Raw genomic sequence first — 25,364 nt, forward strand, 5'->3', positions numbered from 1 at the left:
TTAATTGGCTGGCGTTTTTAGATTCCCATTATTCTGGATTTCCACATGGACATTCATATCCATTTTCATATTCGGGTAGTAGCGGGAACGCCAGTCTTTAAGATATTTTCTTGGTATCTCCTTTCTGAATAGTTGACCAATGCCAAAAATATCAGCCTGTGTGGATTGCACAGATGAGAACATTCGTTCGAACCTCTCGTTAAGTTGCGCTTCTAAATCCTTTTTGATTTTTGATAGTGACGGATCCCCCCTCGTTTCCAGTAACATCACCTTCATATGGATGTTCGACTTTAAATGCGGCACATCATGATTCATATCACTTTCATGGTGCATGGAGTTGGCAACTATAATGACACTCGCTTCCTTCATCACTTCGATTTTCCCATGGGTACTTTCTCCTTGAAAAGCGTTGTATAAGAGTGTTTCGTCGGAAGAGATTTTCCCTACCATTTTTCCGTTTTTTATCACGGCTGAACCCGATTGTTCAATTAAGGTAGTACCTCCCATTTTTATTAACGGGATTGCAACATCCAGTGTATAGGAATGGATACTTCTATATACCTGCCATATTCTGGTTAAGGCAATCTGTGGTCCCCATCCTGCATGCTTTTCAAAACAATCCAATAATATGGTACTGTCGGACTCTTTACTCTGTTCCAATACGGAAAATAACTCATCCAAACTATCTTCACTTATGGCAACCAACGCTTTTGGGGAGACATCCCTTGAACGCATAAAACCTGCAAACAGGTCCTTCACTCCATCTTCTGCTAAATCACTGCTGATAACAATCACTTTGACATGGAGTAAATCAACGCTGCTCTCAATGTTCTTACTTAATTCATCCATCACTTGGTTGATCGTTTCCCCTACACCTGAAACTATTCTTATTTCCAAGGAATCCTCCTTTGGTACCGGTATCTCCATGAATACTTTATAGCCATCTTCAGTTGAGCCTATCCCCAGAACTACAGGCATCACTCTATGGTTGATATCCTTATTATCCCAACAACCACTCAGACAAGTAAATGACAAAAAGAGAAGAAAAATCACCATGTACTTTTTATGCATGTTTTACCTCTCCTTTCTTTCCTGCACCTGCTTTTCTAGCCTTTAAACCTAGTAGATAGATCGAAATCGGGACAGAGAACATTACATAGAACCTGAGAAAAGTATTCCATAGGAAGAGTCTGCTTACGTCATTCCAATTAGGGATAAATAGGCAGACAATATAAATGAAGATGGAAACAATTACTGTGAGATATGTGTGTTTGGCAGAAGGTATTCCTCGATGGAGAATACGCAGCAATTTCCATAGAACAAGAGAGATGAAAAGCATGATAAACGTAATAAGGCTCATCAGAAAGAACATGGTAATCCTGTCAAACATCAGCCAATTCAGGTTTATGGAGTCAACAGAAGTAACGAAAGGGAATAAAAAATTTGAAGCGGTTGCATCGCCAAATGTCAAGATTGGGATATAGACAGAAATTAAAAAACATGGCACCAATAAAAAAGCTGCAATCAAAACGATTTTCCTTTTATAGGAGAAGTATGGCTGAACAAAACCAAGAAATAAAAATCCTCCTCCTATCGCAAAAAAGCTTTTTAAATACGAATTGGTCGTCAGAAATTTGAAAGATGTAGGCCATATAGGGAATAGATAATGCCAGTCCACATTCTGAAAAGATACCAGGAAAATAAAAAATATTAATGGAATGAATAGAAAGGTCAACAATAAACCGGTACGGAAAATGGCTTCCAATCCCCTTGATGCAAGATAGCTTGATATGAAAAGCAGGACTGCCATGACCGCCCATAAAGGAGTATTCGATAAGAATACGATATTGATGATCTCGGAATATGCTCTTACCGATAAAATGATGGCAGCAAGAAAATAGAGGCTAACGGGGACTAAAAACAACATAACCATCCATTTTCCACCTTTTGTATAAATATCGACAATATCCTGATTGTGAAATTCTTTGAGTCCGCTCATGTATATTGAAATGATGAAAATATGGACACTCACCCCTAATAGGATCGGAAGCCAATGGCCTTGATCCGTGCTGGAAATGATATCATCGGAATACATGAAAAAAATAAGACTTAAATGTGTCAGGATATAAGTACAGACAACGCTAAAAGACTTATCCACTTTTTATGTCACCTTTCGAAAAATTGAAGTTGATAAATGGAACCCCGAGAGTTGTAATACTTGCGTAGTAGCTGCAGACAAAGAATACCCCAACGAGAATTCCTAGCACACCAAAGAAGGAAGCAAGGACCAATATCAAATACTTAAACAATCGGATAGAAGTTGAATGTTGAACACCGATGATGGTAGAGTTTGCGATGGTTGTAGCCGCAAGAATGATGATTAACAGGTTGCTTACTAATTTCGCTTCAACTGCTGCCTGTCCGAGAATTATCCCTCCCACCATTGTTATGGTTGGCCCGATGCTTTTTGGCAATCGGACACTTGCCTCTATAATCAATTCTAGTGTAATCAACATGAGAAGCGTTTCTACGAGTGCAGGATATGGAACTCCGTCTCTGCTTTCAGCGAGCGATAACGCCAATTCAATTCTGAGAACCTCGGGATTTACAGATACGAGGGCTACATATAACCCAGGAATGATCAAAGTTAACAAAGTTGCAGCTATCCTTAGAAATCTAATTGCTATCATGATAGGATATGGGAAATTTTCATCATTTTCAATAAAGAACATATCCTCCAATCGACCGGGAGTGATAAATGCATAAGGCAATCGATCGATAAACAATACCGCTCGGCCTCTTTCCAATGCATTGTTCGCCTCTTGTGGTAGTTCAGTGGTGGTGAAATGGCTGACTAGGCTCCAACGTGGGATCCCCATCAATCTGTTCAGATTTTGAAGGTTTTTTGGGTCTATGCCGATATTTTCTTTCAGACGTTTTTCCAATGTTTCAAGATAAGGTTTATTGGATCCTTTAAAGTAGATTAAGGAAACTTTTCTTGATTGTTCATTACTTAGGGTAAATGCTTTTATAAGCAGATTCTCTGATACAATCTGTTTTCGGATGATCCCTAGGTTTGTATCAAGATCCTCGTTAAAGGAACTTAAGCCCCCTTGAAGTGTATTTTCATTCGTTGGCGCTTCAATACTGCGTGATAGCATTTTTGAATAGGGATTTACCACAATGGCCTGGTCTTGATCATTTTGCAGAAGGATTACCAGCTTGCCTTCTAGGATGGAGGAAATGATAGCTTTTTTATCTTGGATAATATTTTCTCCCAACCCAAATAAAATGGAAGTGAACTGATTATCCATCGCCGATTCATTGTTCAACCTTTCTTTTAGGCTGAAAAGTGTTTTCGGTACATCCATTAAACTATTTAGTCCTAAAAAAATTAATTTTTCTTTGCCAAAATCCTGATATATTTCAAAAAAATCATCATTATTTTTTAACCCAGACGTAATCTCCTGCAAAGTCCCTTCCATTGTAAGGCGTACCTCCACATTTCCCATCAGTTTATTCCATTTTCCCCCATGAATGAAGAAATATGTATAACTCTTGTCATCCTACTGTAAGAGGTGAATTTCTCCAACGAAAAAGGACTTCAGTAATAAATTACCAAAGTCCTTTTCTTACATTATTATTCAGGTAGTACCTCATAAGCCATCTTTCTGATAATCTCTTCATGCTGTGGGTATTTCTCCAGCAATTCTGCCTGAGTGAACAACTCGAAGTCTTCAAAGACAAACCCCGGTGATACCATGCAGCCAACAAGAGAACAGGAATCCCCTGCGGTAACAGACGAACCGAAAATTGCGTTTTTAGGTACTAAAACCTGTGGAGTCTCCCCTTTTTCAAAATCCAATCCAAGTTTGTATTCCTGGTATTCCCCTGATTCATGGATCACATGGACAGAAAGTGAGCTCCCGCCATGGAAATACCACAGCTCGTCAGATTTAAGACGGTGAAAATGGGATACATTTTTATCCGTCAAAAGGAAGTAAATACTGGAATAAAGTGAACGCTTGCCATGGAAATCAGTGCTCAGCTCTCTATCTGTAATGTTTTCATTTGATGTGAAGGTTTGTTTATAATAGCCCCCCTCAGGATGCTGCTCCAGTTCAAGTTTTGTTACCCAGTAATCAAGAGAATCAATATGCATATCAAAATTCCTTTCGTACTGTCTTCATCAATGTAGGGTGTCCAGCAATTCGACGCCGATATTATCTGCATCCTCCCACTCATGGAATACCTCCAGGTGCCAGCCGTTAACGTTACGCTCGAGGCCTTGCTGTTCCATCCATGTATGTAATTCCCGGTACGCTTTTCTTATATCATAGTTAGGTCCTCTATACGTGGTGCTGGCATAGCTCTGGGAAGGGATGGTCAGGGTCACCATATCTGCGGGGATATCTTCAAACTCCTCCACTTCCACGCCAATCCAGTAGCCATCCTCTTCCTCTGAAGAAGGTTCCACCACAAATGCACCATTCAAAAGATGGGGATAGAGTACATGTTTAATTTCATTCAATCTATCAGAAAGCTTTTTTGTCGCACGAGGTATTTCATATATATACTTGTCACCGGGACACAGGACACGGAATCCTACCAGTTTCAACTCGCCCAAATCCTTGATGCCATTTTCATTATAGATGTTTTCCGTCACAATATCTCCCCCTCTTTTCCAGATGAATATACAATATTCGCCAAAAAACTCTGGTTCCCTGCTTTTTTCCAGAATTAAAAAATCCGGGAAGTCCACCCCCCGGATCGCAGTTTATTTTTCTAGTACTTCATCCACTATTCCATACAATTTCGCTTCCGCAGCAGTCATAAAATTGTCACGGTCTGTATCCTTGGCCACTTTCTCCACAGGCTGCCCTGTCATATCTGAAATCATCTGATTGATATCTTCTCTTAGCTTAAGGATTCTTCTGGCGGAGATCTCGATTTCCGTAGCCTGGCCCCTGGCGCCGCCCAAAGGCTGATGAATCATGATTTCACTATTTGGCAATGCAAGCCGCTTCCCTTTCTTTCCGGCCATCAGTAAAAGTGCCCCAAATGATGCAGCCATTCCAATACAGATCGTCCTGACATCGGGTTTGATATAGTTCATGGTGTCCAGTATGGCAAAGCCTGCAGTGGTGGAACCTCCGGGGCTATTTATATAGATGGAAATATCCTTTTCGGGATCGTCTGCTGCCAAAAAAAGCAATTGTGCCACAACACTGTTTGCCATTTGATCAGTTATTTCATCCCCGATCATGATGATTCTGTCCTTCAAGAGCCTTGAATAAATATCGTACGACCGTTCCCCTTTATTCGAGTGTTCAATGACATATGGAATCATATTCAATCCAAATCCCTCCTTGTATATTATGCTGCACTTTGTAAGCTGCAAGAAGGAGTGTGTGTAAATCCGGAGCGGGAAGTAGTAATAGCCGTCTTCAAAGTTCTAAAGGAAGGCAGTTGCCTTATTAAAATGGATGGATCAGCACGGTGGATACTTTCATCCATAAGTTGAGCCATTTTGTTTGCCTCTTCATCTAACCAAATGCAGTCGATCAAAGGCTTATCTATTTCGGTTTTCTCCTTATTTAACCGGTTTCTATAGCGGTGTACAATCGCTTTTACCGCTCCCTCGGGCAGATGAAGAAGCTCCCCGATCTCCTGGTTCTGATATTGGAATGCTTCTTTTAGAAAAAAGGTGACTGCCTGCTTTGGAGTCAGCTGTTTAAGCAGAAAGTCATGAATGATGAAAGGGCTATCGAAAGTAGAAACTTTTGCATCTGATACGTCAGGTATTGCTTCCGACAAGTCCTCCCTCTTTCTTTTTCTCATGATATCCATCCATTGGTTAAAAGCTATTTTCTGGATCAGCCTCATACTGATTGTCGGACCCTCTTTATAGGAGGATAAAACCTTTGCGAACGTTTCCTGTGCAAGATCATCTCCATCCCACCGGTTTCGCGTTAAATAGTGACAGTACCTTTGCAGGGAATTGAATTTTTCTATAAGCTTTGTTTCCACATTCTCCATCTATTACTCACTCCTTTTACACCACTCATCTATTAAACGTTTTGGAGGCAACAAAAGATATGGGGGGTAAAAATAATTCGATTGACCCCCAGAAAATTGACTCTTATTGTTAATATTCTATTGATACATACATTTTACAATACATATTACGATTGAAGCTAAAGGAGGTACTTTAAATGCAGGCATCTTATGTGAAGGAATCCTTACGGGAATGGAAAGAAGAAATACTTTTGCAAAAGAAAGAAATTGACGATGAATATGAAAAGGTAAAGTGCGATCTCCAGCTTTATTCCATCAAATTCAGCATCACCAAACAGGTTATTCAATCTACCATCAATGATGAAATCATCAACAATATTAAAAACACCTATCATAGACCCTACGAGGAGAAATTCAACGAACTGAAGCAATACATAAGGGAACTAGATGAGAAAAGAAAAGTGTTCCAGATGTTTGTGGAAAAGATTGAAAAAGTAAGTGAAGATGATCTTGTAGCAAAATGATGGGGAAGGAAGTCCCTAATAGTCAGGGACTTCCTTTTATGTACCTCCCCTCAGATATTGTTAGCTCTCCTTCCCCTTTGTGTTGCCAATCATGTTGGCAGGATCCACTTTCTGATCAAACTCCGCTTCAGTCAATAGTCCCGTCTTAATAGCAGCTTCCTTCAATGTGATACCTTCATGATATGCAAGCTTTGCAATTTTCGCTGCATTTTCATATCCGATGTGTGGGTTCAACGCTGTTACAAGCATGAGGGAATTTCCAAGGTTTTCTTTGATCTTATCATAATTAGGTTCTATTCCCACCACACATTTATCATGAAAGCTAATCATGGAATCTGTTAATAGACGGACGGATTGAAGAAAATTGTAAATGATCACCGGCTTAAATACATTCAGTTCAAAGTTTCCTTGACTGGCTGAAATTCCAATTGTCACATCATTACCCATGACCTGCGCAGCAACCATTGTTAGTGCCTCGCTTTGGGTGGGGTTCACCTTTCCGGGCATAATGGAACTGCCTGGTTCATTTTCAGGGATGAATATCTCTGCGATTCCGCTTCTTGGCCCACTTGCGAGCCACCTGACATCATTGGCGATCTTCATCAAATCTGCAGCGAGTGCTTTCAATGCGCCATGCACATGCACCATCTGATCATGACTTGTCAGGGCATGGAATTTATTTGTTGCGGATGTAAAGGTCTTCCCTGAATAAAGACTTACTTCTTTTGCTGCCATTTCCCCGAACTCAGGATGGGCATTCAATCCTGTTCCTACGGCTGTTCCACCTATTGCAAGCTCCTTCATATATACACTGCTTTCCATCAGCATGCTTTCACATTTTTCCAGCATATGATGCCAACCGCTTATCTCTTGCCCAAGCGTCAAGGGAGTTGCATCCTGAAGATGAGTGCGGCCGATTTTAATGACGGCCTGAAACTCCTCCGCTTTTTTATTCAACGTGGTCTTCAATTTTGTTAAAGCCGGCAGGAGTTGGTCTTCAATAGCAAGAACACCTGCAATGTGCAACGCAGTAGGAAAGGTGTCATTGGAGCTTTGGGACATATTCACATCATCATTTGGATGAAGAGTGAAATCGACGCCTCTTTCTTTAAGTATTTGATTTCCCCTTGTTGCAATGACCTCGTTCACATTCATGTTTGATTGAGTGCCGCTCCCGGTTTGCCATACAACCAGCGGGAAATGGTCATTCCACTTTCCGTTGTTGATCTCTTCACAGGCGATTGTAATGGCTTCCGTTTTTTCGAGTGGTAATTTTCCGAGCTTATAGTTGGAAACCGCGGCACCTTTTTTTAATAGAGAAAAAGCTTGTATGACTTCAACTGGCATCCGCTCCGTTCCAATTTTGAAATTCTCCAGGCTTCTCTGTGTTTGAGCACTCCATAGCTTGTCTTTAGGCACCTTGATTTCGCCCATCGTATCCTTTTCTATTCGATAGTCCATATTCAACATCCTTTCCATGCGGTTCATTCTGAATTATTTACTACTTATTATTCTATTCCTACTATGTATCTATCCAAAACTTAATTTTTAGGAGGACATGCAATTAATGGAAAATTAAGAATAATTTATAATATTTGTGATATAATGAAATAACCTAAATATTGGGGTCAGGAGGCTTGGCAATGGAGTTGAACAGTTATGTAATACGTCTCTCGTTCTTGATTATCGGGATATTTGGGGGAGTTTTTCTATTCCGTTATATTAAAAATGGCGAGCTATTATTTGATCAGCTGATAGGGGTAACCGTTGGCGTACTTTTATTGGTTATCGCAGTTATTTGGAGAAGAACGAATCAGACATCTTCCTCTGTAAACTGAAACACCCCGTTACATTTTCGCGACGGGGTGTTTTGCTATCAGTTCACTTGAGCTTCTTCACGAATATCTTCTAGTCTTTCAGCTACTTCTTCCTCTGAAAGGCCATGTTCAGCTATATAACGATTTCTTGGATGCTCTCTGCATTCGCTTGAACAGCTCCGCAAATAGCGGTGTTCGTTTTCTTCGGAGCTTAGGATCTTTTTATTGCACTCAGGGTTTGCGCAGTTCACATAACGCTCACACGGCTCGCCGGAGAAATGATCTTTTCCAACTACCACATGCTCTTTACGGTTGATGGGTACACTGATGCGATCGTCGAACACATAGCATTGTCCGTCCCATAATTCCCCTTGTACCTCCGGGTCTTTACCGTACGTTACAATTCCTCCATCAAGCTGGGAAACGTCCTCAAAGCCCTCATCCAACAGCCAGCCTGAGAATTTCTCGCAACGCACTCCACCTGTACAATAGGTTAAAATCTTTTTGCCTTCAAAATTCTTTTTGTTTTCCTTGATCCATTGAGGCAGTTCCTTGAATGTGTTGATATCCGGTCGTACAGACCCTCTGAAATGGCCCAGGTCATATTCATAATCATTGCGTGCATCAATGACTACTGTATCCTCCTGCTGCATCGCTTCAAAGAATTCTTTCGGCTTTAGATGTTTACCTGTCGTCTTGTTCGGGTCCACATCGTTTTCAAGGCGCAGTGTAACAAGCTCTGGGCGGAAGCGGACTTTCATTTTTTTGAAAGCATGTCCTTCTGTCTCATCGATCTTGTAGATCATGTCAGCGAAAAGCGGATTGGCATTCATATGTGCAATATAGGCATCCGTTTGTTCAACAGTACCGGAAACCGTTCCATTGATCCCTTCAGTTGCGATCAATATACGTCCTTTCAATCCAAGCTCCTTACAATACGCCAGATGCTCCTGGGTAAATTCCTCAGCGTTCTCGATATCTACATATTTGTAATATAATAGCACTCTATAATCTTGATTCATTTTTTATCACCAATACCTTTTATGAGTATATTTATCCATTGTATGTTTCTGTAAGGAACATACAACATATTACTATAGCAAAAATAGTTCCATAGATGCAACCTTTCTATTCCAAACATAAAAAAAGACCCCAGTGTGCACTGGAGCCTCTTCCTAGTTTATTCAGCTACTGAAATTACATATTGCTTCGATAACTTCCTGCTCCCACTTGTAGGAGTTGAACGTATGATCTGCTCCTTCGATGTGCAGAAGTGTTGCATGAGGATAACAATTCTTCCTATAAAGTGATGAAACCTCTACATGTACCGCCTGATCGTTCGTTCCGTGAATCAACAGTACATCATTTGTGTATCTGGCTGCCCGCTCCCATACCTCCAGGTTTTTCAATTCTGTTACGAAGTCCTTACCTAATAGGTTGCCTCCAAGGTCATAGGCGTTGAGCTCTTCTATAAAAGTGGCGAAGCCCATCTGTTTTTCAATGATTTGTGGCAATGTTCCTGCCGGGGAGAGCAAAATAAGTTTCTTTATATCTGCGGGCTGCTCCCCTGCCAAAAGGCTTGCAACTAATCCGCCCATGCTGAACCCTAGAACAATAGTGTTTTCCTTATCGATGGAAGGATGGGATCGGACATATTCCAAAATCGTCCTGGCCTCTCTGACCTCACTGAGCACAGTCATCTCTTCAAAATTCCCGTCACTTTCGCCACTTCCCAAAAAATCAAAGCGGAAAGACGCGATTCCCATCGATTCAAGTGCGCGGGATATTTTCAAGAAAAATCTATGTGGCTCAAGCTTTGTACCAGTAAAACCATGAAAAAGGATGACGGCAGGAAGGTTGTTTCCCGTAGGAATATGCTGCATCCCTCTTAAAATCTGTCCCTTATGTTCGATTTCGATTGATTTCTGCAAATTAGTCACCCTTATGCTCCTGAATAATAACCATATTGTAACCTAAGTGCGGATTGGTGACCAGATATCATTTATGCCATGACAGTGATATTGTGTTTACGCACTTCAAATTTCCCTCTGTTTATCTTCACTATAACATCCGATGTAGCAGCTATTTCATTATTATGCGTTACCACAATTATGCATTTGTTTTCTTTATGGGCAAGCTCCTTGAATAGAAGGACAATTTCCTGTGCCGTGTCTTCATCCAGGTTTCCTGTCGGTTCATCTGCCACGATAAAATCTGATTGGCAGCATAGGGCACGTGCAATGGAAATTCTCTGCTGCTGTCCGCCGCTCAAAGTCAGTACTCTCTGATTGGCCTGCTTTTCATTGATACCCACCTTATTTAACATCTCCAGAACAAATTCCTTTTTCTTTTTCACCTTGGAACCGGTGATTTCCATTGCAGTTATGATATTCTGCATTGCTGTCATATAAGGTAAGAGATTATAGGATTGAAAGACGATAGAGACAAACTTGTTGCGGAAATTCGAAAGTCCAATATCCTGGATATCTTTCCCGTTATAAAGAATCTTCCCCTCCTTTGGGACGTCCAATCCGCTGGCTAAAGAAAGGAAGGTTGTTTTGCCTGAACCTGATGGACCTATTACAGAATAAAATTGGCCTTTATCAAAGGTAGCATTGACATTCTGAAGGATTGTCTGTTGTCTGCCTTCTTGTTTATACCAGTAGCTTACATTAGAAAACTCCAGTAAAGTACTCATTCTAACACGCTCCTAATCCTGTTTGGTTAAAATCATTTTTGGCTGCAAGCGTAAAATTGAAAGGGACGGAATAATAGTCGCAATCATGGAAACAGTTAATCCGATAATTGCCAGCAATCCAAAATCCTTGGACGTGATGGCAATTTGGAGGTCATCGATTGGATCAACCTGCTCTTGTACAAAGCCAGGTCCCATACCGCCTCCCATCATACCCATGCCAGGTCTTCTAAAAGATTCCGGATTGGATGCGGATTCTGCACTTTGTTCAAGCTGTTGGTTCAGCAATTGCTCTCCAACTTGGTTGGCAACAAGGTTACCTGCCATAGAGGCAAAACTTAGAGAAATGATTGCTACTATCAGGATTTCGACAATAAATTGTCCAATCAGCTTCCATCTCTTTTCCCCGATAGCCAATAGCACACCCATTTCATATTTTCTTTCGCGAATAGTCAGCATGACAATCAAGCCCAATATGACAGCTCCTGCAATGGCGACTAGGTAGACCACGTTTTTCGAGAACGAGGCGACATTTTCTATCGGTCCGACCATTTGCTGGTAGACCAGGTCATTGGCATCGAGCTTGAAGGTTGCAAAATCGATGGAGCTTTCTTCCTCTGCCCTGCCTATAAAGTCCTCAATATTACTGGGATCGTTCATATAGTAGACGGCGCTGTCAATCGTTCCTTCATATCCTTCTCCCTTTAATGTGGTAGCCGCAGTATATGGAATGTAAAGCTTGTTGTACGGATTCAAGGCAGTGAAATTCATACCGGTGCTATCTCCTGCAACAGCTGTTTCGTATATCCCTACAATTTCCAACTCCAAAGTGGCCGATTCATCAGGTGACTGTATTTGGATTTTGTCGCCCATAGATAAATCATTATCCTCTGCTAAAGTCTTTTCTATCAGTGTAAAAGGCTGATTTGCATCTTCTTCGGTCAGATGACGGCCTTCCAAGATGGTGGAATCTCCGTCGAGGAAGGCTTGTACAGAATCAGAAAAAAGTACCCCCTCAACGGAAAGGTCCATAAGCATCATTCCTCCCATTCGTCCTGGTCCACCTTGATTGGACTCAGTGGAATCCTCTTCTGTTGCAGAACCGCTTTCTATCGGTTCAAAGTCTAGCGCGTTGCCGAAAGTGGATGAGGTAAAGTTATATCCTTTTACCTCCGGATAATCTATCAATTCCTCGGCTTCACTCAACAGTATGGGTGTCAACTCAAAGCGTGGTCTTCCTCCCTCCGCTGCCTGCTGCTCCATCATTTTTTCACGATCCACCTGCAGTGTTACGTTCCCACCGATATTTTGACGTGCAAGCTCTGCTGATTTGCCAGCGGCGGTTTGTATGGATAGTCCGGATAACACAAATACACAAATAACGGTTAATGTGAAAAGGAGAAGGAAACTTTTTCCTGCCCTTGTCTTGACGCTTAAAAAAGCGCGTTTCATAAAATTCATTCTGCTTACCCCCAAAATTAAATTCTTGTAGCTTGTCTCAGCTCATGACCAAGAATAGCGGGTGAATGTGTCAGGAGTATGTCGGTGGGCAAATTTAAAAAAACCACAAGGAAACAATGTTAATAACATCATTTCATTATGGGTTTTCATTATTAGGTCCGATTAATGGGAGAGAAACTTTAAAGGTCGTTCCTTTGGTTGAGGATTCTACTAATATAAGATCTCCGCCAAGGGCATGTGCAATCATTTTACTGAAGGGGAGCCCAATTCCCAACCCTCTCACTTTAAACTTCTTGTAATCTCCTCGGTAAAATCTCTCGAAAATAAGTCTCTGTTCTTCAATTGGAATACCACAGCCACTATCTTGTATAGTGATCGAGAGGTGATCGAATTCTTTTTTCATGCTAAGTGTAACCATTCCTTCCTTCACAATCGCTTGTTTGGCGTTGTTCAGAAGGTTGAACAGCACCTGTTTTAAGCGCATGGCATCTGTTTCTATCTGCTCATCCTCTTCAAGAAGATGAATTTCCAGCTTAATACGGTTATCCTGTTGTGAGTGAGTCCATTGATAGGCAGTTTCCTCTACTACCCTGTTAATATAAAGGTGCTCGTTGATGATGGACAGCTGGTTAACGGTGAACGAATTGAAATCCAGCAGATCTGCAATCATTTTTTGCATTCTGAACGTTTCCTTCAAAGAGATTGCTACAAATTCCTTTGCATCTTTTCCCGTCACAACGTCATCTCTAACTGCCTGCAATAGACCACTTATCGATGTAACGGGTGTCTTCAACTCATGTGTCACACCAGCCAAAAGCTCTGAGCGCAAGGCTTCGAGCTGCTGTAAGCGATCTGCCATCTCTCTAAAGGATTGCACGAGTTCATATGTCTCTTCTTCGTGCAGGTTTTCAGGTAATTGAAAGGTATAGTTTCCCTCCTGTACCTGTTTTGCTGCTATAGCCACTTCTTTGATCGGTGAGGAAAGCTTTCTTGATAAAAAGTAGATCGCTGCCCATCCCAATATTGCCAAACTGCCTAGCATAATGAATAATAGGCTATATTCTTGTTTGACTTCTACCAGCTCGTTTTCTGGTTGGATGATTACGACCCATCCTACAATCTCCCTGTTAATTTCTATTGGTGCCTTTACTAGATATTCCTGAATCTCATTTCCGTCCGCAATCTTTTGAACCTGCTCCTCATTATTCAAAAGATTCTGTGGCAAAGTTCCTTTAATAGATTGTCTCATGGATCGATTGGCTGAAAGAATAGTTCCGTCTTTATCAACGATATAAATGACTCCATTTGTCCTATGCTCAGGATCTTTGAACATGGGAATATTATCCCTCGGAATAAATCTCCCTTGTTCATAATTCGAAACTCGGCTCGCAATTTCCTCTGCCATAAAAATGCTCATATTCAATCGGTTTTCCAAAGCGGAATGTTTGATCCACAGAACTGAAAGGAAAGCGATGACGATCAATCCGATCATCAGAGTGATAAAATATCTTGTTGTCCAATATCGTAAAAGTGATGGTCTTTTATCTCTAATCTTTAACACAGAATTGATACCCCAGTCCCCGCAGTGTCTTTATCTCCCCTTCATGGATGGACCATTCCCCGAGAGCTTTACGTATTCTTTTTACAGCAAGATCTACAGCTCTATCACTGCCGTCATAGTCCATTCCCCATACCCGATCTAGTAGTTGTTCTCTTGTAAAGGTTTGATTTGGATGCTGCGAGAGGAATAGAAATAAGGCCAAGTCCCTTGGAGATAAAGGAATTGTTACTCCATAAAGAGAAACAGAATGAGACTTCCAGTTTACCGTCAATTGTCCGAATCGCTTGATACCATCAGGTTTTGTTTTATTGCCAGACCTTCTAAGAACAGCCTGTACCCTGGCAACCACTTCATCTGCAATAAATGGTTTCGTTATGTAATCATCTGCTCCCCCTTTTAATCCGTTTAGGCGGTATGTGATCTCGTCGAGTGCCGTCAGCATGATAACAGGACAGCTTCCTATCATTCGAATCGCCTCAAGGATCTTCCATCCATTTGTTTCCGGAAGCATGATATCCAGTAGTACCAAAGCAGGGAGTTCCTGTTGAAAAAGACGGATTGCTTCATTACCATCAAATGCTTGCACCACCTGATAACCTTCTTTTTGCAAATATACCTTAAGCACTTGATTGATTGCCACCTCATCCTCCACAACTAAAACCTTCTCCATCCGTTCCACTCCTTTGAACCTATTATACCTAAACATGAATAAGCATGAAAATCACAAGTACCATCCAACCATAGTAGCCCAAGAATATGTCGGGAAGATGTCAAAATAAAAAAAAGACCTCGGTGCCAATACCGAAGTCCATAGCATTATATATTATCTTAATGAACCAATATAATTTAGAGAATCAACCTGCACTGTATCTAAAGAGCCTTCCAGAATTTTTCTGACATCACTAAGGGTATCCTGCAGACTGACGGATTCCCCTTTTTTCCCGGAGAACTGCTCCGCTACATAAAAAGGCTGCGTCAGATAAGCTTCCAGTCTTTCTCCCCTTTGGAAAGTTAGTAGCTCGGATTGTGGTAGTCGGTCGGTACCCCTGACATTTACCAAAGACCGTAATTCCCTGTAGCGGCGTAATAACTTTTGTGCACGCTGTTGGATACTTAGATGCTGCTGATCCAAATGAGCTCCTTCGAGGACAGAGGATGTGGAGTAGACAGGATTTATTGCCGGGAATTTGTGTCGTGCTGCCAGGTCCGCATCAAACTGCCAGAGTGTTTCAAGTGGACCGAATGGAAGATCCTCATCCACTACATCTCCACTTAAATCGACCAGAAAGGTAGTAACAGAATGGATGCCTACATTGTCAAGCTTCTCCTGTAGTTCCTGAATCTTGCCGGAAAGGACGTGACTTCTGTCGGCAGCAAAAGCAATTTCTTTTGAATTTCCTAGTGCCAGCGCTTTTTCATAACTTTCTTCAATGGAGTTTGTAACAATATCTAACTCATTGCTGATGTCGTTAACTTCTGGATGATTTCCTTCCGGATTCAGCAACATGGTTGTGAAACCATCCATCTTTAAACGATAGAATAATTCAGCAAGCAATACAAGTTGCCCCATACCGGGACGAGCGACCAATCCATTAGTTCCGCCTTTTGTTAATGGTGCAAATAAATCTACCACTTTAATTTTCGTTTCGATCATTTCTACCTTCTCCCCTCTGATAATCAATTCATCCAAACTGCAGCCTGCCAAATCAGCAAGAGCAACCAAGGTGCGGACCTCCGCTCTTCCTACCGGAATTTTGCCTGTGCAAAGATTTGATACCGTCGCCGGGCGTAAACCGACGGACTTGGCAGCACTCGTTAAATTTGGGACACGCCTTCTTAGTAATGAAACGTTCAATCTTATATTTTCCAATTTTTGCACCCCTTTCTTACTTTTAACAGTAATATATTTTTCGTTAAAGCGCAACCGTATAATTACGTTTAAGCGGAAAAATTTTTACTTTAACCGTATGTGAAGAGCTTAGTATAATAAATTCTGAATTTTTGGTTCTAAAGTATTGTAAGGAATTCTTAAAAAGGTTATATTTACAGAAATGAATGCCCTTATATACCGAAAAATCGAAACGTTTCACCTATTAGGGTAATTTATCCGGTTTTATTAGGAAAGGAGATTGTCGGATGAAAAAATATGTAATTTCAGCAATTTCTGTAGTTATCCTTGGTATTATTGTTTTCTTTGTATTTATTGACAAGGATGTTGGATTGAAAGAAAACGGAGTGCTTGATCAGGAATTACTGGACACCGCTGAAAAAACGTTTCAATTTTTTGAAGATTATACTGATCCATCTACGGGTCTAACGATGGACCGGGTTGATTTTGAAACAAATGAGGTTAAAGCGGAGCACACCTCGCCTACCAATATTTCGATGTATTTGATGGGAATGGTATCAGCTGTTGAACTGGACTTGATTTCAAAAAAGGAAGCCGAGAAGAAAGTCGAAACCACCCTTCATACTTTGGAGAAAATGGAAAAATGGAATGGGCTCTATTATAACTGGTATTACACGAAGGACGGCTCGCTGAAAAAGGATTGGGGTCAGTTTATCTCAAGTGTCGATAATGGGTGGCTTACTGCTGGACTTATCGTCACCGGCCAATATTTTGAAGACTTGAAAGGAAGGACAGATCCGTTAGTTGCGGCTATGGACTATTCCCACCTATACGACCCGAAAGTTGGCCATCTCTATGGAGGGTATGAAGTAGAAAAGAAAAGCGTGACCTCCCACCACTATGGACTGCTTTATACGGAACCGCGTGTTGCAAGTTATTTGGCAATCGGAAAAGGTGATATTCCTGAAGAGCACTGGTGGAAACTATACCGTGCATTCCCTCCGGAATTTGACTGGCAGCAGCAACAGCCTAACGGAACGATGAAAACGTATGATGGAATCGAACTCTACCAAGGCTACTATGAGTATGAAGGAATCAAATATGTTCCAAGCTGGGGCGGCAGCATGTTTGAAGCGCTTATGCCGAGTCTTGTGTTAAAGGAAAACGAGCTCGGTACGAATGCTCTGGGGTTAAACAACAAGCATCATGTTGAGGGGCAGATTCGTTTTGCGGAAAAGAACGAGTACAGAGCATGGGGCTTCTCACCGGCAGGCATTCGGAATAATTATGGAGAGTTTGGTGTTCCGGTACTCGGTACGGAAGGGTATGAAGATAAGGCGACTGTCACGCCACACGCCACTTTCCTGGCGCTTGAGCATGCACCGGATGAAGCTCTTGCCAATATCCAAGCGTTAAAAGATCTTGAAGCTTACGGTGAAAATTATGGATTCTATGATACAGTCAATCTTACATCCGGGGAAGTGGCACACTCCTATCTTTCTTTAGATCAGGGGATGATCTTAGTTTCCATCGCCAACTATTTACGTGATGGAGTCATTCGAGAACACTTCCATCAGGATCCGATCGGGGAAAAACCAGAGAACTTGTTGGAGAATGAAAACTTTAATATTAAATGATGTGATATTAAATTATTTAAAGCCTTGGTCTTTTCCGAGGCTTTTTCTTATTTCTATGAAACTTTGTTCAGCGATAATGAAAAGGTCATTGCACAGATGATGGTGGAGTCGAGAAATTATTTTCATTCCGCCCGAACATATTTTCATTAACTACCGCACTTCTGTTCATTTGCTTTGAACAATAGTCCGACCGCAAAGATTGCTAAAGAAAAAAGCAGCAGATCACTCTGCCGCTTCCCTTCAATCTCTATCATGCATCAGCTTCAAAATCAGTGGATGGTGGACAATTGTAAACAGTGGTATCCAGATTCCCGGTTGCTTTTCCGGTCAGCACTCCTGCTGTCATGCTTCCACTTACGTTCAGTGCAGTACGGCCCATATCAATCAGTGGCTCAACGGAAATCAGCAAGCCTGCCAATGCTATCGGCAGATCCATCGCAGACAGGACAAGAATGGCAGCGAATGTTGCCCCTCCTCCTACTCCCGCCACACCGAAAGAACTGATGGCAACGACTAATATCAGCATGAACAAGAATGAAGGATCAAGTGGATTGATTCCGACAGTTGGTGCAATCATCACTGCCAGCATTGCTGGGTAAACTCCTGCACAGCCATTCTGACCAATGGATAAGCCGAATGAGCCGGCAAAGTTTGCCACCCCGTCTGATACTCCCAGCTCCTTCGTTTGAGCTTTAATATTTAGCGGTAACGTACCAGCGCTTGTTCTGGATGTGAAAGCGAAGGATAGAACCGGAAATGCCTTCTTTACATATGTTAAAGGATTCAATCCGGCAAACATCAAAAGCAGCAAGTGAATACCAAATACAATGAGAAGCGCGACATAAGAAGCTGCTACAAACTCTCCCAGCTTTGCTATGGCGCCGTAATCACTGGTGGCGGTCACACGCGTCATGATGGCCAAAATTCCATATGGTGTTAAACGAAGAATCAATGTTACCACACGCATAATAATCGTATAGAACGTATCCACCAGTTTCGCAAAAGATTCAGCCTGTTCGGCATTCTTCCTTCGAACCCCAAGATATGCGATACCTATAAATGCTGCAAATATGACGACAGCAATGGTCGAAGTGGAGCGCGCTCCAGTGAAATCAAGGAATACATTCGAAGGCAATAAATCTAGCATCTGTTGTGGGAAGGTTTTGGAAGCAAGGTCTCCAGCACGTGATTCCAATTGTTCCCCCCTGGCTGTTTCTGCATCACCCTTCTCTATTTCAATTGCTTCTAGATCAAACAGGACAGTCGTACCGATACCGACTGCAGCGGCAATCGCTGTCGTACCGAGCAATATACCGATGATAAGAGCACTCACTTTTCCTATATTGCTTTTTAGCGTCAGTCGCGTAAAAGCGGCGATAATGCTGATAAAGACAAGCGGCATGACAATCATCTGAAGAAACTTCACGTAGCCTGACCCGACGATATTGAACCAGTCGATGGAACCTGCGAGCACCTCCGAATCTGTTCCGTATGCGTATTGCAATCCCAGACCGAAAACAATCCCGATTCCTAGAGCTGCAAATACACGTTTGGCAAAGGAGACTCCCTTCTTTTGCATCTTGTACAGCCCAAAACACAGTAAGAGTAAAAGAAAAATATTAAGGACGAGTAAAAAATTATCCATGCTGTCTTTCCTCCCTTTATCTTCATTACTGAAGCGTTGAGGCTTCTCTACATCTTATGGACTTATTCGATGAACATGCCTTTGACAATAAAAAAAGAAAGTAGGACAGGCACCTTGATCGGGTACTTGTTCTACTTTCCTGCTTCTTATTCTTGCTCTTCTACTACTCCCTCAAATGCAGAGGAAACTTTATCAAATTCTTCGTCAGACTCTATTTCAGAAAGTTCCCCATCCTCTTCCACTTTCAAGAAAAAGATATCTACGTCACCAGTGGTCTGTTTCTCGATTTCTTCGACAAACGCTACAGCTACGTATGTGGAGCCCTCCACATCCATTGTTCCTAATACTTCAAGTTCCTGATCCTGTTCATTTTCATCCTGAACGATGAAAATATCTCCTACTTCCACTTTATCCATCCTTATATCTCCTTTCCATTGCTATCGATAATATTCACTATGATCCTATCTTCCCTTTTACGAAAATTAATATACCTTCGTACTGTAGAAAATGGACCTTCCTATCTTACCATAATGTGCTAATCTATTAATAGTCAAACTACAGAAATGAGGTGTACATATGAAAGATTATATGGAGATGGATGCAATCGGCCTAAGTGAACTAGTAAAAAAGAAAGAAGTAAAACCTATTGAACTGGTGGAGTCGGCTATAGACAGGAGTAAGCAGATTAATCCCCTCATCAATGCCGTAATAATCGAGATGTTCGATGAAGCAAGGAGCTTGGCTGCATCGGATGATCTGTCTGCACCATTTGCAGGTGTTCCTTTCCTAATGAAAGACTTGGAGTTTTATGCCGGAGCACCTTATACAGGTGGTTCGAGACTTATGAAGGATTTCTTATGTCCAACAGATTCAGTATTGTCATCACGGATACGCAGGTCCGGATTGATTACAATTGGAAAAACGAACACATGTGAGCTTGGCATTCAACCAATTACCGAACCGGAGCTTTACGGACCAACTCGAAACCCTTGGAATCTTAGCTTTACCGCTGGAGGGTCGAGCGGTGGATCTGCTGCTGCTGTGGCAGCAGGAATTGTTCCCATGGCCCATGCCTCGGATGGCGGTGGTTCTATCCGGATACCTGCTTCCTGCTGTGGAATTTTCGGGATGAAAATCAGTAGAGGACGGAACCCAAGAAATCCAGATACTCTCGGATTGGGTGTCAGCCATTGCGTGTCGAAGAGTGTACGTGATAGTGCCGCATTACTCGATGCTACACATGGACCAGGACTTGGAGATCCATATATTGCACCCTCACCAAGTCAGTCCTTTATCAATGAAGTAGCGACCCCTCCAGGTAGGCTTCGCATAGGTTTTCTATCCACCACTTTCGACGGTAAGCCGATTGACTCTGATTGCAGGGATGCGGTAGTGGATGCAGCCAAACTGTGTACGGAACTGGGTCATCATGTGGAAGAGGCAAGCCCGGCAATTGATGTGGAAGCATTTACGAACTCATTTACCGTTTTGTGGTATCAGATGGTAACGCTCGGAATCGCTTCTCTCCCTGCCCTTGTCGGAAAAGAGGCAAGCGTTGAGGATTTTGAACGCCTGACTTGGGAAATAGGTCAGGCTGGAGCAAAGTATACCGGGGTGGAAACCCTGACTGCCATGTCCTATATGCAACAATTGGCAGGTACAATGGCACGATTCTTCACCGACTATGACTTGCTTCTTACACCAACCCTATCTAAGCCACCTGTAAAAATAGGGGAATTGGTATACAAGGGAGATCTTGAGGAGTATTCAAGACTAGCAAATGGCTGGGTTCCTTATACACCTCTTGCCAATGCGACTGGGATACCTGCGATGAATGTGCCTCTCTATTGGAATGATGACAATCTACCAATCGGTGTTCAATATTTTGCCCCATATGGCGACGAGGCCACCCTGTTCCGTCTTGCAGGTCAGCTTGAGGAGGCACGTCCATGGGCTGGTAGAATGCCTGCCTTTACGAAAACGTCATAATAGCAAAAGAAAACCCAGCGTCCAAATCGGATGCTGGGTAGTTTTACGTTTAAATTAGTATGGAAGTACAAGCCACAACTGCCGTAACTTAGTATAAGAAAGTTTTAAACCACCACTCCTGAAAGTGGGTGTTCGCAAAAACATTCATGTCGTCCTCTATCTCGGAGGCTTGACATTCCTGCTTTTATATAAAACTCCCTAGTTAAGTATAAAGGTTAAAACTTTGTTATGGTTACGTGCATCGCAGCTTGTTTTATTATAGTACAGGAGAATAGATTGAAATGCAACTATCATCTATTAGGTGGAATCATTGAAATTATCCGTCTATTATCTGCACTCTGGCTAGTGTTGTCCTTTTGGTTAAATGACACCACTCTCGAGCTGCTTTATGCAATACTCTTTCACCATTGCCAGTTCTTCCTCTTCCAGTTCAAAGTCAAGCAAGGTATGGGTTGTATCCTCGTAGAGATGATACTGGACAATTCTTGTACCGTTGTCATCTACAGCGACAATCGCTTTGATAAAGACACCGTTCTCCATATGCATCTCATCATCTTCCGGGATTTCAATATCTATCAGGAATTCATAGCGGTCTCCCGTCAATATTCCTGTTGGGTCTTTCAGTTTTTCTGCTTCATGTCCGGTAATATTCATATTTGACATCCTTTCTCTACTATCGTTTTCTTCGATTGAAGTCTTGTTTTTGGCTTGCGGGAAATTCCTTTTTCTTCTGAGCTGTTTTTCTTGCTTTTTTGATATTCATTTCTCTTTCCTTCTCGTAATCTTCTCGATCGGGAATGCTGATTCCTTTTATGACGACTCGCTCCAAGGTCTGCTTGATTCCCTTTTCTATCAAATGTAGATTATCGACGTCCCTTGGTGCAAACAAAGTATAAGCAGCACCATCACCGCTTGCTCTGCCTGTTCTCCCGGTTCTATGTATATATGTCTCTACATCTTCAGGGACATCGTAGTTATAGACGTGAGTAACACCTTCTACATCGAGCCCTCTTGCCGCCACATCCGTTGCAACAAGATACTGTAGCTTAGCATCACGGAAGTTTCTCATTGCACGCTGGCGCTTGGGTTGAGGGATATCCCCATGCAGTTCATCCGATAAAAAACCTTTCTCCTTCAGGGTAGCATTTAATTTTTCCACCCTTGCTTTTGTCCGGCAGAAAATGATGGCCAGATATGGCTGATGTTCCTGTATCAGGTGCAGCAAAGTGCCTTCTTTGCGTCGATCGGTGGTTTCAACAGCGTACTGCCTGATCTTATGGACGGTAACCTGTTTTTCTTTGATTTCAATATGCTCAGGGCTTTTCATATACTTATTGGCAAGTGCATGAATTTCCTTAGGGATGGTCGCGGAAAATAAAAGAGTCTGGCGGGATGGGAATGTTTCGTGGATAATAGTATCCACATCAGGCAAAAAGCCCATCAACAACATCTGATCCGCTTCATCTATGACAAGCATGTTCAAGGTCGAAAGATCAATTGTTCCGCGTCTGACATGATCCAAAAGTCTGCCTGGTGTCGCCACAATAATATGCTGCGCACCTTTGAGCTTCTTCAGCTGATGCTGGACGTCCTGCCCCCCAAATATCGCAAGTACACTCACTCCATCTATGTTTTCCATCATCTTCTTTATTTCTTTCGTTATCTGATGAGCAAGCTCACGAGTAGGTGTTAAGATTAAAGCTTGTGTTTCGGGATTGTTAACATCGATCTTCTCGAGGATCGGCAGGACAAACGCCAAAGTCTTTCCAGTACCGGTCTGCGCTTGTGCAATAATATCTTTTCCGTCCAATACGGCTGGAATCGTTTTTTCCTGTATTGGTGTTGGTGTCACAAGTCCAAGGGATTTCAATGTATGGTTCACTTCTTTTTTTATTCCCAATTGTATAAAGTCAGGCATGTAGATCACGTCTCTCTTCTATTAAGTTGCTATTTTGCTTCCTAACTATAACATAACCAAGATTAACAAAAAATAAAAAACGGCCCCGATGGAATCCGTTTTTGATAATGATATTATTTGAACCATCCCTTTTCCTTGGATTGGGTAATGGCCTCAATTCTATTTTTCACTTCAAGCTTATCGAGAATGGTAGAAATATAATTTCTTACCGTGCCGCTCTTGATGCTGAGCTCTTCTGCAATTTCCTGTGTATTCTTCCCATCTGCCACAAGCTCAAGTACCGCCTTTTCCCTTTCAGTCAATGGGTTTTCCTCTCCATATACATCATCCATCAGCTCAGGAGCATAGACCCGTTTTCCCTCCATGATGGTGCGAATGGAGCTTGCAAGCTCTTCACTTGGACTATCTTTCAACAAATACCCTTTCACGCCGGCTTTTAATGCACGCTGGAAATAGCCGGTGCGGGCAAACGTTGTTAAGATGATGACTTTGCAATCCGTCCCCTTCAATTCTTCTGCTGCATCCAATCCCGTCTTCAAGGGCATTTCAATATCCATCAAGCAAATATCCGGCTTGTATTGATTGTAGAGGGCAATGGCCTCCTCGCCGTTTCCGGCCATGCCCACCACTTCCATATCATCTTCAAAATCCAGTAATGAACCTAAAGCACCCAGCATCATTCTCTGATCCTCGGCTATTACAATACGAATCATACATACTCCCCCTTATCTCTTTGCATCACAACATTCGGTACTTTGATGAGAACGGTAGTCCCTTTTTCTGCTTCTATCTCTAGCGTACCGTTCACAAACTCAAGTCTTTCCTTCATACCAGATATGCCGCTGCCTTTCAAAAGGTCCTGTTCCTCTTCCATACCGATCCCATTATCTGTGATGGTTAGGCGCAGCTCCTTCCCTTTTTGCTCTATCTGGATATGACATTCGGTTGCCTTACTGTGTTTCACCACATTTGTTACGGATTCTTTTAGACACATGCTTAATATATTTTCCAGAAACAGTGAGCTGTTTTTCAAAGGAAGGTCATGATCAATCGTGCACGTGATTTCTGCTGCATCCAAGATTTGTCTTACTCGTACCATTTCTTCCTTAAGTCGAATTCCCCGCATCTGTGAGACCATTTTCCTCACTTCATTCAATGCGGTTCTCGCGGTCTGCTGGACATCCTTCAGCTCATTTTTTGCCTGCTCGGGATTTTTATTAATAAGCTTCCTCGCCAAATCACTTTTAAGTCCAATAAGTGAAAGCTTCTGCCCTAAAGTATCGTGCAGGTCCCTTGCAATCCTCTGTCTCTCCTCTTGCTTCACCAGCTCGGAAATACGCTTGTTTGCAACATCCAGTTGTGCTTCCAGTATGTCTTGCTTTCCTTTGTTGAAAAGATTGAATGGTAAAAGGATAACGCTGATCCAGATAATTACGATAAAAGGCAATTGAGTCAGGAATAGATCATCCCTTAATGCCAGATTAATATTGATTGCAACGGTTGTTGCAACGAGATGAATAATATAAAGCGTGATAAAGGCTATTCGATTTTTTATTTTCCCATTATAGTAAGCGATGTAAAAAGCGAAATAAATAAAATGAAAAACGATGGTCATGGTAATGGAAATGGCAATCAATATACATGTCCACAGATAGACCGGCCATTTTTTTGATAAAAACGCAAAACGGTAAGATACAAAAAATAAGATGGTCAGGATGATTCCGATAATAACCTCCAGTGTTGAGGAGGATTGAAAGATGAAATAAAACGGCAGGATACTGAAAACACTCCATATATACGGATTGATTCCTGATCCTTTTTGAAAAATCAAATACCTTTTTTGCATAATGTAAACCTCTTTTTTCTGTAGGGAAGTTTTGTCTTTCTGCTATTTTACCATATTTAATAGGAAAGTAATGTAAAACCAGAGTTTTGTGGTAACAAAAAATGTACCTATTTCAAGTACATTCTAGGCTGTAGGTAATTCGAGGTTGTCTAGATTTTGTTGTGAACCCGTATAATAAAGCCCGTTGATTTCCGTTCCAGGCACTGCGCTTATCCTTGGGCGGTCCGGGAGCCTCCTCGACGCTGCGCGTCTGCGGGGTCTCCCTTGTCCCTTCCTCCCGCAGGACAAGGAAAGCTGCGGCAGCGATACATCGCACGAAGAAAATGCTCGCATTTTCGAGGAGTCTCCGTCCCTTCCACTACAATCAACTGAGTTTTTTAAACGTTTTGCGGACCGATAACCAC

At 42.0% G+C, this 25,364-nt stretch carries 25 protein-coding genes and 1 other RNA gene; 4 read left to right on the forward strand and 22 right to left on the reverse strand.

Translation table 11 applies throughout. From position 1 onward, the window contains the following. The 7 genes from ACQCT5_RS12155 to ACQCT5_RS12185 form a co-directional block, all read right to left on the reverse strand. Complete coding sequence (locus ACQCT5_RS12155; RefSeq protein ID WP_499642196.1) at positions 1 to 1,071, reverse strand: Ger(x)C family spore germination protein; 1,071 nt, start codon at positions 1,069 to 1,071, stop codon at positions 1 to 3. Further along, positions 1,064 to 2,158, reverse strand: coding sequence for a GerAB/ArcD/ProY family transporter (locus ACQCT5_RS12160; protein WP_499642199.1), 1,095 nt, complete (start codon positions 2,156 to 2,158; stop codon positions 1,064 to 1,066). Before ACQCT5_RS12160 ends, ACQCT5_RS12155 begins: the two co-directional genes overlap by 8 nt. Beyond that, positions 2,151 to 3,485, reverse strand: a complete 1,335-nt coding sequence (locus tag ACQCT5_RS12165; RefSeq protein ID WP_499642201.1) for a spore germination protein — start codon at positions 3,483 to 3,485, stop codon at positions 2,151 to 2,153. Before ACQCT5_RS12165 ends, ACQCT5_RS12160 begins: the two co-directional genes overlap by 8 nt. A gap of 155 nt (positions 3,486 to 3,640) precedes the next feature. Next, positions 3,641 to 4,162 carry a cupin domain-containing protein gene (locus ACQCT5_RS12170; protein WP_499642204.1) on the reverse strand — a complete coding sequence of 174 codons (522 nt, stop codon included), beginning with the start codon at positions 4,160 to 4,162 and terminating at the stop codon, positions 3,641 to 3,643. A gap of 27 nt (positions 4,163 to 4,189) precedes the next feature. Beyond that, positions 4,190 to 4,666, reverse strand: coding sequence for a GyrI-like domain-containing protein (locus ACQCT5_RS12175; protein WP_499642207.1), 477 nt, complete (start codon positions 4,664 to 4,666; stop codon positions 4,190 to 4,192). Between the two features lie 111 nt (positions 4,667 to 4,777). Next, complete coding sequence (gene clpP / locus ACQCT5_RS12180; protein WP_499642209.1) at positions 4,778 to 5,356, reverse strand: ATP-dependent Clp endopeptidase proteolytic subunit ClpP; 579 nt, start codon at positions 5,354 to 5,356, stop codon at positions 4,778 to 4,780. A gap of 20 nt (positions 5,357 to 5,376) precedes the next feature. Next, complete coding sequence (locus tag ACQCT5_RS12185) at positions 5,377 to 6,039, reverse strand: sigma factor-like helix-turn-helix DNA-binding protein (protein ID WP_499642211.1); 663 nt, start codon at positions 6,037 to 6,039, stop codon at positions 5,377 to 5,379. A gap of 176 nt (positions 6,040 to 6,215) precedes the next feature. On the opposite strand from ACQCT5_RS12185, the gene ACQCT5_RS12190 reads away from it, so the two are divergent. Further along, complete coding sequence (locus ACQCT5_RS12190; protein ID WP_499642213.1) at positions 6,216 to 6,542, forward strand: hypothetical protein; 327 nt, start codon at positions 6,216 to 6,218, stop codon at positions 6,540 to 6,542. A 60-nt stretch (positions 6,543 to 6,602) separates the two neighbouring features. On the opposite strand, the gene fumC is transcribed toward ACQCT5_RS12190, so the two are convergent. Further along, on the reverse strand, positions 6,603 to 8,003 hold the full coding sequence (fumC, locus tag ACQCT5_RS12195; protein WP_499642214.1) for a class II fumarate hydratase: 1,401 nt from the start codon (positions 8,001 to 8,003) through the stop codon (positions 6,603 to 6,605). A 182-nt stretch (positions 8,004 to 8,185) separates the two neighbouring features. Between fumC and ACQCT5_RS12200 the strand changes: the two genes are divergently transcribed. Further along, positions 8,186 to 8,380: a hypothetical protein gene (locus tag ACQCT5_RS12200; RefSeq protein WP_499642216.1), complete on the forward strand. Its 195-nt coding sequence runs from the start codon at positions 8,186 to 8,188 to the stop codon at positions 8,378 to 8,380. 38 nt (positions 8,381 to 8,418) lie between these two features. Here ACQCT5_RS12200 and trhO read toward each other — a convergent pair whose 3' ends face one another. The 7 genes from trhO to ACQCT5_RS12235 all read right to left on the reverse strand — a co-directional run bounded on the left by trhO (position 8,419) and on the right by ACQCT5_RS12235 (position 15,946). Beyond that, positions 8,419 to 9,381: an oxygen-dependent tRNA uridine(34) hydroxylase TrhO gene (gene trhO, locus ACQCT5_RS12205; protein WP_499642218.1), complete on the reverse strand. Its 963-nt coding sequence runs from the start codon at positions 9,379 to 9,381 to the stop codon at positions 8,419 to 8,421. Positions 9,382 to 9,543: 162 nt separating this feature from the next. Then, complete coding sequence (locus ACQCT5_RS12210; protein ID WP_499642221.1) at positions 9,544 to 10,299, reverse strand: alpha/beta hydrolase; 756 nt, start codon at positions 10,297 to 10,299, stop codon at positions 9,544 to 9,546. A 62-nt stretch (positions 10,300 to 10,361) separates the two neighbouring features. Continuing rightward, positions 10,362 to 11,057 carry an ABC transporter ATP-binding protein gene (locus ACQCT5_RS12215; RefSeq protein WP_499642223.1) on the reverse strand — a complete coding sequence of 232 codons (696 nt, stop codon included), beginning with the start codon at positions 11,055 to 11,057 and terminating at the stop codon, positions 10,362 to 10,364. 12 nt (positions 11,058 to 11,069) lie between these two features. Next, positions 11,070 to 12,515: an ABC transporter permease gene (locus ACQCT5_RS12220; protein ID WP_499642226.1), complete on the reverse strand. Its 1,446-nt coding sequence runs from the start codon at positions 12,513 to 12,515 to the stop codon at positions 11,070 to 11,072. Between the two features lie 136 nt (positions 12,516 to 12,651). Further along, positions 12,652 to 14,076 carry an ATP-binding protein gene (locus ACQCT5_RS12225; protein WP_499642228.1) on the reverse strand — a complete coding sequence of 475 codons (1,425 nt, stop codon included), beginning with the start codon at positions 14,074 to 14,076 and terminating at the stop codon, positions 12,652 to 12,654. Beyond that, the gene (locus ACQCT5_RS12230) at positions 14,063 to 14,746 is read right to left on the reverse strand and encodes a response regulator transcription factor (RefSeq protein ID WP_499642231.1); all 684 of its coding nucleotides are present in this window, start codon (positions 14,744 to 14,746) and stop codon (positions 14,063 to 14,065) included. Before ACQCT5_RS12230 ends, ACQCT5_RS12225 begins: the two co-directional genes overlap by 14 nt. Before the next feature lie 153 nt (positions 14,747 to 14,899). Continuing rightward, entirely contained in the window at positions 14,900 to 15,946 is a 1,047-nt protein-coding gene (locus tag ACQCT5_RS12235) for an ATP synthase beta subunit C-terminal domain-containing protein (RefSeq protein ID WP_499642233.1), read from the reverse strand. A gap of 266 nt (positions 15,947 to 16,212) precedes the next feature. Here ACQCT5_RS12235 and ACQCT5_RS12240 point away from each other — a divergent pair, with 266 nt between their 5' ends. Then, on the forward strand, positions 16,213 to 17,562 hold the full coding sequence (locus ACQCT5_RS12240) for a glucoamylase family protein (protein WP_499642236.1): 1,350 nt from the start codon (positions 16,213 to 16,215) through the stop codon (positions 17,560 to 17,562). A 250-nt stretch (positions 17,563 to 17,812) separates the two neighbouring features. On the opposite strand, the gene ACQCT5_RS12245 is transcribed toward ACQCT5_RS12240, so the two are convergent. Both ACQCT5_RS12245 and ACQCT5_RS12250 read right to left on the reverse strand, forming a co-directional pair. Then, entirely contained in the window at positions 17,813 to 19,207 is a 1,395-nt protein-coding gene (locus ACQCT5_RS12245) for an L-cystine transporter (RefSeq protein WP_499642238.1), read from the reverse strand. Positions 19,208 to 19,353: 146 nt separating this feature from the next. After that, positions 19,354 to 19,623: a DUF1292 domain-containing protein gene (locus ACQCT5_RS12250; RefSeq protein WP_499642240.1), complete on the reverse strand. Its 270-nt coding sequence runs from the start codon at positions 19,621 to 19,623 to the stop codon at positions 19,354 to 19,356. 160 nt (positions 19,624 to 19,783) lie between these two features. Here ACQCT5_RS12250 and ACQCT5_RS12255 point away from each other — a divergent pair, with 160 nt between their 5' ends. Then, entirely contained in the window at positions 19,784 to 21,196 is a 1,413-nt protein-coding gene (locus ACQCT5_RS12255) for an amidase (RefSeq protein ID WP_499642242.1), read from the forward strand. A gap of 65 nt (positions 21,197 to 21,261) precedes the next feature. Here the strand turns inward: ACQCT5_RS12255 and ssrS are convergent. The 5 genes from ssrS to ACQCT5_RS12280 all read right to left on the reverse strand — a co-directional run bounded on the left by ssrS (position 21,262) and on the right by ACQCT5_RS12280 (position 24,960). After that, positions 21,262 to 21,449, reverse strand: a non-coding RNA gene (gene ssrS / locus ACQCT5_RS12260) — 6S RNA. Positions 21,450 to 21,556: 107 nt separating this feature from the next. Continuing rightward, positions 21,557 to 21,850 (reverse strand): DUF6509 family protein, encoded by a 294-nt coding sequence (locus ACQCT5_RS12265; RefSeq protein WP_499642244.1) that lies wholly within the window; start codon positions 21,848 to 21,850, stop codon positions 21,557 to 21,559. 19 nt (positions 21,851 to 21,869) lie between these two features. Then, positions 21,870 to 23,114: a DEAD/DEAH box helicase gene (locus tag ACQCT5_RS12270; RefSeq protein WP_499642246.1), complete on the reverse strand. Its 1,245-nt coding sequence runs from the start codon at positions 23,112 to 23,114 to the stop codon at positions 21,870 to 21,872. Positions 23,115 to 23,227: 113 nt separating this feature from the next. Then, positions 23,228 to 23,827, reverse strand: coding sequence for a response regulator (locus tag ACQCT5_RS12275; protein ID WP_499642249.1), 600 nt, complete (start codon positions 23,825 to 23,827; stop codon positions 23,228 to 23,230). Further along, complete coding sequence (locus ACQCT5_RS12280) at positions 23,824 to 24,960, reverse strand: sensor histidine kinase (protein ID WP_499642252.1); 1,137 nt, start codon at positions 24,958 to 24,960, stop codon at positions 23,824 to 23,826. Before ACQCT5_RS12280 ends, ACQCT5_RS12275 begins: the two co-directional genes overlap by 4 nt. Between the last annotated feature and the right edge of the window lie 404 nt (positions 24,961 to 25,364).

This window comes from Sutcliffiella halmapala, assembly GCF_050107295.1.
Taxonomy (GTDB): Bacteria; Bacillota; Bacilli; order Bacillales; family Bacillaceae_I; genus Sutcliffiella_A; species Sutcliffiella_A halmapala_A.